The sequence below is a fragment of the Pareuzebyella sediminis genome (assembly GCF_008367235.1).
GTDB classification, from domain to species: domain Bacteria; phylum Bacteroidota; class Bacteroidia; order Flavobacteriales; family Flavobacteriaceae; genus Pareuzebyella; species Pareuzebyella sediminis.
On sequence record NZ_VTZS01000003.1, the window covers coordinates 486,076 to 499,632 of the forward strand.

At 42.1% G+C, this 13,557-nt stretch carries 10 protein-coding genes; 7 read left to right on the forward strand and 3 right to left on the reverse strand.

Annotated elements, in window-relative coordinates:
* Positions 1–93: 93 nt before the first annotated feature.
* The gene (locus F2B13_RS12680) at positions 94–1,977 is read right to left on the reverse strand and encodes a cation:proton antiporter (protein WP_149273620.1); all 1,884 of its coding nucleotides are present in this window, start codon (positions 1,975–1,977) and stop codon (positions 94–96) included.
* A gap of 317 nt (positions 1,978–2,294) precedes the next feature.
* Here F2B13_RS12680 and F2B13_RS12685 point away from each other — a divergent pair, with 317 nt between their 5' ends.
* The 4 genes from F2B13_RS12685 to F2B13_RS12700 are packed head-to-tail and all read left to right on the forward strand — an operon-like array spanning position 2,295 to position 7,559.
* Positions 2,295–3,170 (forward strand): MBL fold metallo-hydrolase, encoded by an 876-nt coding sequence (locus F2B13_RS12685; protein WP_149304360.1) that lies wholly within the window; start codon positions 2,295–2,297, stop codon positions 3,168–3,170.
* Positions 3,154–4,056 carry an SMP-30/gluconolactonase/LRE family protein gene (locus F2B13_RS12690; protein WP_149304361.1) on the forward strand — a complete coding sequence of 301 codons (903 nt, stop codon included), beginning with the start codon at positions 3,154–3,156 and terminating at the stop codon, positions 4,054–4,056. Before F2B13_RS12685 ends, F2B13_RS12690 begins: the two co-directional genes overlap by 17 nt.
* 14 nt (positions 4,057–4,070) lie before the next feature.
* Complete coding sequence (locus F2B13_RS12695) at positions 4,071–5,702, forward strand: S8 family peptidase (protein ID WP_149273627.1); 1,632 nt, start codon at positions 4,071–4,073, stop codon at positions 5,700–5,702.
* Between the two features lie 6 nt (positions 5,703–5,708).
* Entirely contained in the window at positions 5,709–7,559 is a 1,851-nt protein-coding gene (locus F2B13_RS12700; RefSeq protein WP_149304362.1) for a M1 family metallopeptidase, read from the forward strand.
* 2 nt (positions 7,560–7,561) lie between these two features.
* On the opposite strand, the gene F2B13_RS12705 is transcribed toward F2B13_RS12700, so the two are convergent.
* Together F2B13_RS12705 and F2B13_RS12710 are read right to left on the reverse strand one after the other, a co-directional pair.
* On the reverse strand, positions 7,562–8,761 hold the full coding sequence (locus F2B13_RS12705) for a succinylglutamate desuccinylase/aspartoacylase family protein (RefSeq protein ID WP_149304363.1): 1,200 nt from the start codon (positions 8,759–8,761) through the stop codon (positions 7,562–7,564).
* A gap of 4 nt (positions 8,762–8,765) precedes the next feature.
* Positions 8,766–10,679: a CBS domain-containing protein gene (locus tag F2B13_RS12710; RefSeq protein WP_232622886.1), complete on the reverse strand. Its 1,914-nt coding sequence runs from the start codon at positions 10,677–10,679 to the stop codon at positions 8,766–8,768.
* A gap of 201 nt (positions 10,680–10,880) precedes the next feature.
* On the opposite strand from F2B13_RS12710, the gene rnpA reads away from it, so the two are divergent.
* The 3 genes from rnpA (at position 10,881) to F2B13_RS12725 (ending at position 13,515) form a co-directional block, all read left to right on the forward strand.
* Entirely contained in the window at positions 10,881–11,258 is a 378-nt protein-coding gene (rnpA, locus tag F2B13_RS12715; RefSeq protein ID WP_149273633.1) for a ribonuclease P protein component, read from the forward strand.
* Positions 11,259–11,321: 63 nt separating this feature from the next.
* The gene (locus F2B13_RS12720; RefSeq protein WP_149304364.1) at positions 11,322–12,953 is read left to right on the forward strand and encodes a S41 family peptidase; all 1,632 of its coding nucleotides are present in this window, start codon (positions 11,322–11,324) and stop codon (positions 12,951–12,953) included.
* Positions 12,954–13,185: 232 nt separating this feature from the next.
* On the forward strand, positions 13,186–13,515 hold the full coding sequence (locus tag F2B13_RS12725) for an ArsR/SmtB family transcription factor (protein WP_149273638.1): 330 nt from the start codon (positions 13,186–13,188) through the stop codon (positions 13,513–13,515).
* Positions 13,516–13,557 lie beyond the last annotated feature (42 nt).

Here is a 13,557-nt window from a genome sequence, read left to right on the forward strand (position 1 = left end):
TGGCAGATGGCCCGACTTTAGAGAGAAGAATAGGACAAATCAGAGAAATGTGCGGGATTGGTTTTGCCGTGACCTTGACTTTTCTGAAATAGGTTATTGTATTTCCTTTTCCTCTGGATGAGTCACGGTATCGTCCTCGTCTTCTTCAGGGTCTTCTACGTCAAACACCCTCCCCAAATAAACCAACCGGTATCCTTCTCCGATGTCGGTAAATTCCGTACTAAAGGAAGATATTATCTTTAGATCCCCATCTGGTGTCTTTAAAAATATGGGTATGATATGGTCTTCAGCCTTGGTGATTTCTATAAGGCCTTCATAATGGGTATTGTCTTTCAGTTCAATCTCGTGTACCGCAGGATATTTTCGCGCCGTTTCCGTCAATTTGATAAAATCATCCGTATGTGAAAAAAGGCCCTCCCTAGGATTATTTTCAGGGTCATTCATCTCGTCACTATTGACTAAACGGAAGGATCCATTCTCCCCGAACTCCTTTCCGAATCGCTCTACAGCGTATTCGTTTATATCCGAATTACCCGTCAAAGCCATTAAATATCCTACATCATTGAGTTCAATATTATCCGTCAATGAATCGGAATAGATATCTGCAGTAAGGGCTTCAATGCCTAATTTTTTAGCTTTTTCTACATTGTTTTGGTTGTTATCGATGAGCACTACGTGCCGCCCATTTTTGTTCAGATACGCTCCAATCAAGCGAGAAACCTTGGAGGCCCCGATAATTACGATACCTTCCGACTTCTTTAGGAATACTCCTACTGTTTGTGCAAAAAGGCGTGCAGTGGTGGCATTAAGCAAAACGGTGCCCAGTACGATTACAAAAACCAAGGGGGTAATGTATTCGGCACCTGGTTCCCCTCTCGTTAGCAATTTAGATCCGAACAGTGACGCAATACCCGCTGCAACGATACCTCTAGGCCCTACCCAGCCGATAAACAGTTTCTCATTGAACTTGAGGTTAGATCCCGCCGCACTAAGAAAAACACCAAGAGGGCGAATCAAGAAAACGATAATGAGAAACAATACTGCCGTTTTCCAATTGTAGATAAGTTCTAAATCGGCCATATTAATATTAGCCGCCAATAGAATGAATAAAATAGATATCAACAGCACACTGAGAGATTCTTTAAAATAAAGCAGTTCCTTAATATTGGGCAAATCGGTATTGCCCATAACCATACCCATTATTACTACAGCCAAAAGTCCGGATTCATGGGCAAAAACGTCAGACATAACAAAGACGAGCAATACCACGGAAAGAGATACGACGTTTAAGAGATAGTGCGGAATAAAATTCTTTTTGATAACGAAGGTCAGGGCGTGGGCAAATGTAAACCCAAAGGTAAAACCGAACAATAGAATTTTTCCGAACTCGACAAGGGCGGTCATGGTGTAGGCCTGCCCCTCACCCACACTTATAAATTCAAAAACCAATACCGCAGCCAAAGCGCCAATCGGGTCAATGAGTATGCCCTCCCATTTTAAGACTGCGGAAACATCTTTCTTTAAAGGAATGTTTCTCAGAATCGGAGTGATTACCGTCGGCCCGGTAACTATAATCAACGAAGAGAATAAAAATGATATTTGCCAACTGAGGCCGAAAATAAAATGTGCCGCTATGGCGGCAACAAAAAAAGTAACCAAACTTCCCAAAGTAATGAGCTTTGTGATGACTGGTCCAATATTGCGAATTTCAGAGCGCTTCAGGGTAAGCCCCCCTTCAAAAAGAATAATACTAATAGCAAGGGACACAAAATAATAAAGCCCTTCTCCGGGAAACAACCCTTTCGAGCCGGTCCACACGGGTTCTATTAATTTTGAACCGTCAGCCGTATACATGGAAGCTATAGGGCCGACTAAGAGACCTATTAAAATAAGTGGAAGTATCGCGGGAAGCTTGAAGCGCCAGGCGAACCACTGCGCAATTATACCAAGTATAACGATGCCGGCAAGTTCTATCATACTATTGGGATTTTTCTCAAAAATAATATTTTTCGGGGCATATCGGCCTACTATGGTGCCAATTTGGACGTCTTCGAAAAAATAAGATGCGCTTTGACCACCTTTAAAAATGAAGCCCTATACGTACTACGGGAACGCCCAAAAGGCCTGCTGTAAACATAAACATTTAAAGCATCACAACCATGCCTTTTAGTAATGGTAATCGATAAGTCTCCCATTATCGTAAAACACAACCACCAATAGTGTTAAAAAAGCGCCAAGGAGGGCCAAAATACCTCTCGCTTTTTATTATTTTGCATATTTCTAATCATTTTTCAATGACCCTATATCCTATAGAAACCGGTAATTTCAAACTTGACGGGGGCGCTATGTTCGGTGTTGTTCCAAAAACGATATGGCAAAAGACCAATCCGGCCGATGAAAAGAATATGATAGATATTGCCGCAAGAAGCCTACTAATCGAGGATGGCAATCGCCTAATCCTTATCGATACGGGGTTGGGCCATAAGCAATCGGACAAGTTTTTTGGGTATTACTATCTATGGGGCGATTTCTCTTTAGATGCTTCTTTGGCAAAATACGGCTTTCATAAAGATGATATAACTGATGTTTTTATGACACATCTTCATTTTGACCATTGTGGGGGCAGCATTCAATGGAATAAGGATAGAACGGGATATGAGCCGGCTTTTAAAAATGCCCGGTTCTGGACCAATCAAGCACATTGGGAATGGGCAACAAAGCCCAACGCCCGCGAAAAAGCTTCGTTTCTAAAAGAAAACCTACTCCCAATGCAAGAGAGCGGGCAACTTAATTTTATTGACACCCCAAAATCGGATGATAGGGGGCATACATACATCAATGAGTCAGAATTGGGTTTTGGCATTCTTTTTGTCGATGGACATACCGACAAGCAAATGCTACCCCATTTTACGTACCAAGGAAAAAAACTTGTGTTTATGGCTGATTTGATTCCTACAGCAGGTCATATCCCCTTGCCCTATGTAATTGGTTACGATACTCGGCCTTTACTAACGCTGGCCGAAAAAGAAGTTTTTCTAAATAAAGCAGTAGCCGAAGAATACCTCCTTTTTTTTGAACACGATGCACACCACGAAATTTGTACATTGCAACACACGGATAAAGGCGTACGGTTACATGAAATATATACGTTCAATGAGCTCTTCAACTAGAAAAGTTATAAAAATACTCTTTGGTGTTTTTTTGGCGACCCAGGTCTCTTGTAAGGCACAAAAATCCTCCAGTACCGATTTATTGTCGGAATTTGAGTTTACCAAAGGCATCGAGGGGCCGGCCGTAGACCATACTGGATATCTTTATGCCGTAAACTATAAGGAACAAGGTACTATCGGAATAGTAGATGAAAAGGGTAATGCCTCGGTTTTTTTAAAACTTCCCGGTAAAAGCGTGGGAAACGGAATACGTTTTGATATGGAAGGCAATATGTACATTGCCGATTATGTCGGACACAATGTCTTTCAAGTCAGAAAAGGCACACAAAATCCGGTTGTATGGGCCCATAACAATGAAATGAGCCAGCCGAACGATTTGGCTATCGCACCGAACGGCACCATCTATCTAAGTGACCCTAATTGGGCCGAAAATACCGGTAGGATTTGGATGGTAACCCAATCAAAAGAAATCGTTCTCTTGGAGGAAGGGATGGGTACCACCAATGGTATCGAAGTGAGCCCTGATGGCAGCAAGCTATACGTGAATGAATCAGTGCAGCGTAATGTTTGGCAATACGACATCATGGAGGACGGCACACTTAAAAACAAAACAAAATTCATAGCTTTCGAAGACTTTGGCATGGACGGTATGCGCTGCGATAGTAAGGGGAACCTATATATTACGCGTTACGACAAAGGAACTGTAGCTATTTTTTCCCCTAAAGGAGAGCTCTTAAAAGAGGTGGGTTTAAAGGGTAAAAAGCCCTCAAATATTTGCTTTGGAGGCAGTAATGGCAAAACCTGTTATGTTACCATGGCCGACAGGGGTTGTTTCGAAATGTTCACCGCCTTACACCCAGGAGCTTTTTATGAACGTATACACTAACTTAATTCAATACTATGACACGAATTTTTGCAAAATCGATTTTGGGTTTCTCCGCTGCTATTTTCCTTACGGGATGCGGCTCTACTGCCTTGGTATCGACCCCCATTGAAAATATTGATACTACGCCCTTAAAGATATCGGACTTGACCGATGCCGAAAAAGAAAATTGGGGCCACCTCGATTTGGTGTCCGATACCATACCCGGCATGAGCGTTGATAAAGCTTACGCGGATATCATTAAAAATAAAAAAGGTGACAAGGTTATTGTCGCCGTACTGGATTCAGGTATCGACCTAAACCACGAAGACCTTGATGATGTTCTTTGGACCAACAAGGGAGAAAAGCCCGGTGACGGAAAAGACAATGATGGTAATGGCTATATCGACGATATTCACGGATATAATTTCTTAGGGGAATCGTACGACGAACAGTTAGAGGCCGCACGTATCGTAAAGCTTAAACTTGGGGATGCCGCCCTTCAGTCAAGGGCAAAGGCAGAAGTAGATACGGAGTATGCCGAGGCACTACAAAACAAAGAGCGGTACGAACAAATATTTCAAGCTGTCAAAGATGCCGATGCCGCCGTTAAAAAAGAATTGGGGAAAACCGAATATACTAAGGAAGACTTAGCTGCCATCAAGCCAAAAACCGAGGCCATGCAGCGAAATATAGGTATTTTGACCCAAATGTTCACGTACGAGGATAGCATTGCAGAGGTAATCAAGCAACTTGAAGAAGGCATAACCCACTTTTCGGATCAAATTAACTATAATTATAATGTTGATTTCAATGGTCGAAAGGTCGTAGGTGACAACCCCTATGACATTAACGACCTGGGGTATGGCAACGGAAATCCAAAAAACCGTGTTGAAGATGAGAGCCACGGCACTCATGTGGCCGGTATTATCGCTGCCGAACGTAATAATGGCATCGGTGTTAACGGAGTGGCGAACAATGTCGAGATTATGAGTATACGCGCCGTACCGAACGGAGATGAATACGATAAGGATATTGCATTGGGCATTCGTTATGCCGTCGATAACGGTGCGAAAATAATTAACGGTAGTTTTGGCAAAGCCTTTTCACCCAATGCACAATGGGTCTATGATGCCCTCAAATATGCGGCAGACAATGATGTACTTTTTGTTCATGCCGCGGGAAACTCCGGGGAGAATTTAGATGATCCGGCGAATCCAAACTTTCCGAACGACCAGATTAACAATGGTGCCGAAATATCCGACAATGTAATTACCGTGGGGGCATTGTCATCTAAGTATGGGTCTGAAATGGTGGCATCCTTTTCAAATTATGGTCATATTAATGTGGATGTTTTTGCCCCTGGTGATGAGATATACTCTTCGATGCCGGGAAACAATTATGAATTTCAAGGCGGTACGTCGATGGCGGCTCCAGCCGTGGCCGGGGTAGCTGCCCTGATTCGCTCGTATTATCCTAAACTAAGCGCTTCGGAGGTAAAGCATATTATTATGAAATCAGGCCTGTCACCAAGAAGTCCCGTCATTTTAGGGGGAGACCCATCCAAAACAGCAAAACTAGGTGAAATCTCTGTCTCAGGAAATATCGTCAATGCCTATAACGCCTTGATTATGGCGGATAACGTTTCCCGAGGAAAAATCAAATTATAGTGTATTATGAAGATTTTTTTTTCAAGCTTATTACTGCTCGTTACGACCTCTTTGGTTGCCCAAAACAGTACCTATTGGCAACAGCACGTAGATTATACAATGGAAGTTACCATGAATGTGGAGAACTATCAATATACGGGTACTCAAAAACTGGTTTACACCAATAATTCGCCAGACGAACTTTCCCGTGTATATTACCATCTTTTTTTTAATGCGTTTCAGCCAGGGAGTGAAATGGATATTCGTTTACAGCACGTACCGGATCCCGATGGGCGCATGATGACTTCTGAAAACACTAGTAGAATTGCAGGGCTAGCAGAGGAGGAAATTGGGTATATACATCCTACATCGCTATTACAAGACGGGGAAGAAGTCGGCTATGTCGAAGAGGGTACCGTGTTGGTAGTAGAGTTGGCCAAGCCAATTCCTTCTGGAGGAAAGACCACCTTTGATATGGTTTTCAGGGGGCAAGTACCCCTACAAATTCGTCGCTCGGGCCGAAATAATGCAGAAGGGGTCGCCCTTTCAATGAGCCAGTGGTACCCAAAAATGGCAGAATACGATTTTGAAGGCTGGCATGCCGATCCATATATTGCCCGAGAGTTTCATGGTGTTTGGGGCAATTTTGACGTGAAGCTGACTATCGATAAAGACTACGTTGTAGGCGGGAGCGGTTACCTCCAAAACCCGCAGGAAATCGGGCACGGCTATGAAGCACCGGGAACGAAGGTCAAAAAACAACGGGGAAAGACCTTGACTTGGCATTTCAAGGCTCCAAAAGTACACGATTTCATGTGGGCAGCCGATCCTGAATATCTGCACGACACCCTTCGTGTGGAAAATGGGCCTATGTTACATTTCCTGTATAAAAATAATGATGAGATTATTGACAATTGGAAAAAATTACAGCCCAAAACGGCAGAGCTTATGCGGTTTTTTAATACTAATATAGGCCTTTACCCATACGACCAATACTCGGTAATACAGGGCGGTGACGGAGGTATGGAATATGCCATGTCGACTTTGATTACGGGAGAAAGAAAATTTGAAAGCCTTGTTGGGGTTACCGCACATGAAATGGCGCATTCTTGGTTTCAGCACGTGCTGGCCAACAACGAATCAAAACATGAATGGATGGACGAGGGGTTCACCACCTTTATTTCGACCTTGGCCATGAATGAAATAATGCAGCAAGGGAAGCAAAATCCCTTTGAAAATTCATACAAAGGCTATTACAATTTGGTAAAATCGGGTAAAGAGCAGCCCCAGTCGACCCACGCCGACCGATACGACCTCAACTTTGCCTATAGTATTGCGGCCTATAGCAAAGGATCCATTTTTTTATCGCAATTGGGCTATATTATCGGACAGGATAAACTGATGGAAACGCTACGTAAATATTATGAAGATTACAAATTCAAGCACCCAACACCCAATGACATCAAGAGAACTGCCGAAAAAGTTTCGGGCATGGAGCTTGACTGGTATCTTACCGATTGGACCGAAACCACAAATACAATAGACTATGGTATAGAAGAAGTAATCTCCGAGGGCAGTAAAACGAAGGTCAAACTGAATCGTAAGGGATTGATGCCCATGCCTTTGGACATTCTTGTTGTTTATAATGATGGTACCCAAGAAACCTATTATGCGCCCCTTCGAATGATGTACGGCCAAAAAGATAACCCTTATCCGCAGCTAGAACGAACTGTTTTGGACGATTGGCCGTGGGCCTACCCGAGCTACGAATTTAGTATAGACAAACCTCTTCAAAGTATTAAGGGGATAATGCTAGACCCATCTCAACTAATGGCCGACATCAATCAGGAGGATAATGTTTGGCAACCGGCTCCCTGAGCTCAATACCATTTTTCACCCTTGTAAATTTCATTTTTGGCTGCACGCTCCCTATTGTTCATTAAAAAGTGACTCTCATCCTTTTCACGATTACGATACCCTAATAGATGAAAAAAAGGTTTCGTGAAGAAGCGTGCTGTGTTCAAATCTACCAAAAGAGACTTTTTGGTATTATCGCTCCAAGAGATTCCGGGTAGAAGGGTTAAAAAGCTGTCTAACCTGATTTTTCGAAAAAATGTGGACAACCACAAGGCCCACCTTGGGGTTCTTCGTAGTACAAAAAATGCATCTTCACCCTGTTCTTGATACAATGGCATGAATAGAATACAGTTATGCGCTGCTTGTATTTGCCGTCCATTAAGCTGTCCTAGAAAAGTTCCTTTTTTAATAGACTGGAAATTTTCAAATCCCGAATTCATGATAAATTGATCATTCGCCGTCAACACCTCGCGATGGGTTACCTCGTAGAATTCGTTCATATCGCCAACCGATTGCTGCAACTGCATGTAGAAGTTCCTAAAATCGGGAACATCATTTTCGTTCAATAATCCAGTCAATACCAAGCTCAACCATAAGAAAGACCGAGCGTTGCATATCGCAACTTCCCCATTGTGCTGACCCGACTCAAAACCTAACGACACATAGCCAAGTTCGTTCATATGGCTTAAAAGCGGTCCGTTGATATATTCCTCAATGCCCAAAACGATGGGTACTGGAAAATTCTGTGAAAATTTGCGGTTAATCAACGCATCGTTTATGGTAATAAATGGAATGGTCTGGCTCGACGTGGTATGAAGGTCGATAAAATAAAATGGAGGTTCGGCTCTCCTCAATAACTGATGGACCAGCGTATGTAGTTCTATCAGTTCGGCCTCTTCGGAGGTCTGTTCTTTCTTATCCTTACAAAGGATATTCTCAATGCTTTCAGGTGTCCATAACCGATTGAGGTCTTGAACTATGAAACGTTTACCCACCTGCTGAGCGGGTAGGTTACCGCGAATGCCGATCACCGTACCCTTTATCGCATAGTTCCCTCGGACCAATTCTTCAAACACCCGTTCCAATGCCCTTACCCCTGCAAGTTCATTGCCATGAATTCCTCCAAAACACACCAAGGTAGGCCCTTTCAGGTTTCCTTTGACTTCACCGATAATTCTTTTGGCGGCGCTATTTATGTGTATCTCCCCAACATCTTCTGTCATAGTCTTAGAAATCACGATTTGTCAGGATTCCTATCAGTTTTTTACCCTGAACTACCGGAAGACAATGAATCCCATGGTCTTCCATTGCCTTTTTTGCTTCATCAATCGTAACATCGGGGCCCGTAGTAATCAAGTCGGTCTTCATGTGTTCTATTACACTTTCCCCCAAGTTATTCTTGTGACTTGAAAGCTCATCCAAATCCGACCAAGTTAATAATCCGACCAGATCAAACCGTTCGTTCATTACGGGAATATGGTGGATGTTTTTCCATTGCATCATTTTCAGTACCAAGGCCGCGCTATCATGGTGTTGGGCGGTAATGATTTTCGTGCTCATATAGTGCCTGACCAGTTTCCTCTTGTGCTTTGATCTAGGCCTACTTGGAGTCGCCAGTTGCCACGCATCGACCGTATAACCCTTTTGTTCCCTGGCGTACATGGTCTCAATGAGTCGGTGTAAGGCATCAGTAGGTTTCGCATTCTCCATGAGCTTCCTATAACTTAAAACCATCCAGCGTGAAGCATTCATTCCCATAATCCGCCTTTCTATAATAGAAAGATATTTCTCCACATCTTCAGGGGCTACTTTCAATTTATAAAGCCCCTTATAGGCCATGGGTAGAAAATGGTCGAGAAGTAGTTCTTTGCTTGTAAGCAATTCCCCATTCCAATAAAATTGGGTCGCCATGCCATATCTCGCCGCACTGTAAAAATTGGTTTTAATGTCTTTAAAGGACTGTTGGGTCTCAATATTATCGAACTCTTTTGGCCTGCCCCTCATCACCCCTACCCAAAACATTAGATTAGCAATTTCATCGGCTGTAGTCGGCCCCGAGGGCAGATATCGGTTTTCGATGCGTACATGGGGCTTTCCATTGGTAACACCATAGCACACCCTGTTCCATTTATATACCGTGCCGTTATGTAGATTCAAGGCTCTTAACTTAGGAACCCTTCCTGTCTTTAAATATTGGGTGCTTGCACTATCAAAGTCGGTCGTCAATAAACTTGGAAAACTAACAATATTATCCTTAAAAAAATCAACGATACTTCCTGTAACCCATTCTTTTCCAAAACCGACCCTCGCCTCACGCTGATCAATAATAAACGTGCTCGGCCGCATATCAACGCTCTGGGTGAAAAGGGCTATGCGTGTCTCTTGCCATAGTTCCCGGCCCATTAATAATGGTGAATTTGCGCAAATAGCCAAAATAGGACCGGAAATGGCCTGTGCCCAATTATAACTATTGGCAAAATCATTAACATCAATTTGTAAATGGCCTTGAAAACTGGTATTACATCCTTCAAAAAGAATGGAATCGTGACGCAAATTAAGCTCATCCACCCCTTTGATATGCAGTTCAAGATTATCACCGCGTACTTCACGAATGGTTTCATCAAGTACCTTATACCGTTCTATAGGCGTCATGTAATTCTTTTTCAAGTGCCGTGAATCGATACTTGGCAAAATACCGGTGAGTACTACCTTTAGACCATATTTGGCCGCCTCTGTTCGGGCCTTGCCCATCAAATAGTCCAGATGGGCGTGCATTTTAGAGAAGCATTCTCCTGAAAGCGATAAGGGTTCCAGGTTTGCTTCCAAATTATAGCGTGCAAGCTCGGTGGTAAAAAACCGGCCATCAAGACCTTTTAAGACTTCAACCGCTAGTTCAGCCGGCTCCCATGTCTCGTTAACAAGACAAAATTCCTGTTCCGCACCTATTCGAATAGGGGAACTCTCAAACATATTTTGGTCCGACATACGTTGTAAGGCCTCGAGATCATCTAATAAATGCTTTAGATATTCAGCCTTTGCAGTACTTCCCTTTAGCTTTTTTACACTATGTTCGCCCACATTGAAGTTCTTAGCCTCACACCAAAAACTCTTGGCATGAACGTCGAAGATAGCTCTGGACAACAAAAATAACTATGACAAAAATCATACGCTATACCCACTTGGCCATAATACCAAAATCTACCCCTACAGCTCCCATTTAAAGCATCTTAATAGGTCTATACTGGGCCAAAGCTCATTCAAACAAAGGAAATAGAAGCTTTAAGCAGGATATTTGCGCATTATCAAAACGAACCAAGGCAATCATTAGCTAAATTTGCCACCATGCGGTATGCATTTCCAAAAAAAGAAAAACTTAAAAGCAAAAAGTTGATCGACCTTCTATTTGAAGAGGGAAAATCGGTGTCAGTCTACCCGATAAAGCTCATTTACCTTCGTACGGCTTTACCAGAAAACGTTAGAATTCAGGCAGGTGTGACTGTATCAAAAAAAAACTTTAAAAGTGCTGTAAGACGAAATCGTATCAAACGATTACTTCGAGAAAGTTACCGGCTTAACAAAGGTCAGGTTTTTAACAATAGTGATGATACTTTTGCGTTTCTATTTTTATATCTTGGGAAAGAGATGCCGAATTTCGGTGAAATAGCCCCGAAAATGGTAGAACTCCTCCATAAATTTTTAGTCAAAGAGAAAACTCATTAAGATTCCTTTTTATACTTTTTTTGAAAGACCAAAAAGGAAACCTATCAAACCTGTTCACTACACATGAAAAAAGTTTTAGGAAAGAAAATTATAGTCCCGGTCTTTGCTTTAGCAGTATTGATTATTGGGAGTGGTTTCGCCAAAAGTGATTTTTTCGAAATTGCCAAGCAAATAGAAATTTTTACCACTCTTTTCAAAGAGCTGAACATGAATTATGTAGACGAAACAAACCCAGCGGAGCTTATGGATACCGCCATCAAGAACATGCTCGATGATTTAGACCCCTACACGAAATTCCTGAACGAACAAGATGTAGAGAGCTATCGTATCAACAATGCAGGCGAATATTCAGGTATTGGTGCCCTCGTGCGCTCTTATGAAGATCGATTATTGATTGTGGAACCTTATAAGGGCTATCCGGCCGATAAAGCTGGACTTAAAGCCGGAGATGAGATTTTGAAAATTGGCACCATTGATATTGCCGATTTTGAAGATAATGCCAGCGAGCTTCTCAAGGGAGCTAATGACACCTCCATAGACGTTACTTATACAAGGCGTGGCGAAACAAAAAAAGCAACGATAACACGTGGTGCCGTTGAAGTAGATGCGGTACCCTTCTATAAAATGATAGACGAAAACACCGGTTATATTGTGCTTTCGAAATTCAATGCCAAGGCCTCAAGCCAAACAAAAGAAGCCCTTATAGACCTGAAGGACAAAGGAGCGAAAAAAATAGTTTTAGATCTTCGGGACAATCCCGGTGGGCTATTATCCGAAGCTATTAATGTTACCAATCTTTTTATAGACAAGGGAGAGCTTATCGTCACTACCAAGTCGAAGGTAAAAAAGTTCAATAGTGAGTACCGAACTCGGAATAAACCCGTGGATACAGAGATTCCGTTGGTAGTTTTGATCAATGGGGGCAGCGCCTCTGCTAGCGAAATCGTTTCAGGTGGACTTCAAGATTTAGACCGGGCTGTGGTTATGGGAGCGCGTAGTTTCGGAAAAGGGCTGGTACAACGCCCTTTGAAATTGACCTATGGCACACAATTAAAGGTTACAATCAGTCGCTATTATACGCCATCCGGAAGGTGCATACAATCTTTGGATTACTGGAACCGCGACGAATTCGGCAATGCCGTCAAAAACACCGTATATAACGATTTTACTACCCGAAACGGCCGCAAGGTGCAAGATGGGGGCGGGGTACTACCTGACGTTGAAATCACTACGGCCAAAGCAAACGAGTTTACAACAGCCCTCTTGAACGATAATATTATTTTCGACTACGCGACAGACTATTACTACAATAATAAACTTCAAGATGTAGACAACTTCACCTTTTCCGATAGCGATTACCAAAATTTTAAGAGCTTCGTCTCAAAGAGTAATTTCTCTTTCGAAACTAAGACTGAAAAAGCTTTAAAAGCGGCTATGACAGACCGTGAAGAGGTCGTTTTAAATGATGCCATAGAAAATGATTTCAAAACTCTTTTATTGGATATTGAAAAAAGTAAACAGGCTGCCTTGACTACATATCAAAGACAGATCCAAAATAAACTGGAAGACGAGATTATTAAACGTTATTTTTATCGTGAAGGGTTGTACCTTTATTACTTACATCACGACGAAGCCATTTTAGCGGCTACCGAACTTTTAGGCAACAATCAGAAATACAACAGTATTTTACAATAATTTTGATTTCTAAATCAGCCATTTTTGGTCAAAAAAATCCAAAGCATACGTATTACCTTTTTTTAGTTAGCCTTTAGGCCCGAGCCAAATATCGGACTGCAAAATTATGAACTCCACAACGGTATTTTAGCTATTGCCCAAGTGGACATTCATTGTAGTATACACAAAAGTTTGATCCACAATTTTAAAAATTCATATATTAATCGTATTATTGCAATGAAACAATGAATGTATGGGTCTATCCAAAACAGAAATTTTTACCGATCGACAAAACCAAATCGCTTTGTTCGGAAAGGTCTTCGGTCACCCGGCCAGAGTAGCCATTATGGACTATTTGTTCAAGATCCAGGCCTGTGTTTGCGGTGACCTTGTCAACGAAATCGGATTGGCACAGCCCACAATTTCCCAACATCTAAAAGAATTGAAACATTTGGGTTTAATAAAAGGCAATGTTGAGGGTACCAGCGTCTGTTATTGTATCGATCACGAAAATTGGATGCATATGAAAAAATTAATGATTGGGTTTCTAGATCAGGACATACTTTCGGAAAGCTGTTGTTAAAAAAATTTAATAAAATTAATCGTAATATCGCAATAAACAAAT